This is a genomic window from Pelomonas caseinilytica (genome assembly GCF_021353235.1).
Lineage (GTDB): Bacteria > Pseudomonadota > Gammaproteobacteria > Burkholderiales > Burkholderiaceae_C > Pelomonas > Pelomonas caseinilytica.
This window is the reverse complement of sequence record NZ_JAJTWT010000039.1, coordinates 1-1436: the sequence shown is the minus strand read 5'-3', so window position 1 is coordinate 1436 and position 1436 is coordinate 1. Positions and strand designations below refer to the sequence as shown.

The following is a 1436-nucleotide window of genomic DNA, read 5'->3' as shown; positions in this document are numbered from 1 at the left end:
ACACCAGCGCCGTGGCCTGCGGGCTGCGCTTAACCTGCGCCTCAAACAGCTCTTGAATCAGCGCCTGCTGCGGATACTCGGCCTGCGTCGCGTTGAAGCCAACCAGCACTTGCTCGCGCTCAGCCTCACTCATCATCGGCAGGCTCACCAACGCCCGCGTGGCGTCTTGCGCCATGGCCGCCAGAACCGTACTCACGTACTGCACGATGCGACGTGCAGTTGCCGCCTCAAACAGATCGCTGGCGTACTCCAGCGCCCCCACCAAGCCCTGATCAGTCTCAGTCAGCGAGAGCGTCAAATCAAACTGCGCCGTAGGATGTTCTGGCGCTGCAGAGGACAGACTCAGCGAGCCCAGCACCAAGTCTTGTGCAGGCGTGTTGTTGAGCGCCAGCATCACTTGGAACACCGGGCTGTGGCTCAGGCTGCGCTCGGGCTGCAGCGCCTCTACCACCTGCTCAAACGGCAGGTCCTGATGGGCATAGGCCGCCAGCGCCCGCCCACGTACTTGCGCCAACAACTCAGCCACGCTATGGGCCGGGTTGAGCTGCACGCGCAGCGCCAGTGAGTTCACAAAGAACCCGATCAGCCCTTCCAGCTCTTGTCGCGGACGGTTAGCCACCGGCGTGCCCACCACGATGTCGTCCTGCCCGCTCAAGCGGGCCAGCACAAGAGCCCAGCCCGCCAGCACCGTCATGAACAGCGTCGTGCCGTGCTTCTGCCCCAGTGCTTGGAGCCCTTCGAGCACGGCCGCCTCAATGTGGATAGGCTCTTGAGCCCCCGCATAGCTTTGCACCGCTGGCCTAGGCCTGTCGGTGGGCAGCTCCAGTCGCGCCGGCGCTCCTTGAAGTTCTTGGCACCAGAATTCGCGCTGCACCGCCAAGGCTTCAAGCTGTGCGCTGCTACGTTGCCAGGCTGCATAGTCCGCATACTGGATGGGCAAAACCGGCAACTGCGCTTGCTCGCCAGATTGGTACAGCGCCCCCAGTTCTCGCACCAAAACGCCGATGGACCAACCATCGGAGATGATGTGATGCTGAGTCACCAGCAGCAGGTGCTCTTGTGAGTCCAGCTGCAACAACTGCCCCCGAATCAGCGGGCCTTGGCTCAAATCAAAGGGAGCTTGCGCCTCCGCATTCATGAGCATCTTCACACGCATTTGGCGCTCGTCAGGGCTCACAACGCGCAGATCCAACTCGCTCAACGCAAAGCCGCAGTCGGCCGGCGCAATCACTTGATGGACTTCCCCCTGCGCGCTCACAAAGCGAGTACGCAGACCCTCGTGACGGGCCACCAGACCGTCCAACGCCCTCTTCAGCGCCTCGCGATTGAGTTCCCCAGTCAAACGCAAGGCTGCAGGAATGTGATAAGCCCGGCTCGCGGCCTGATCGAGCTGAGCAATGAACCACAAGCGCTGCTGCGCAAACGACAGCGGTAGC

1 protein-coding gene is annotated in these 1436 nt (G+C 62.5%); it reads right to left on the bottom strand.

The genetic code is table 11. The features are described from left to right. Positions 1–1436 (bottom strand): condensation domain-containing protein (locus LXT12_RS26660; RefSeq protein ID WP_233395558.1); only part of this gene is annotated, 1436 nt, incomplete at both ends.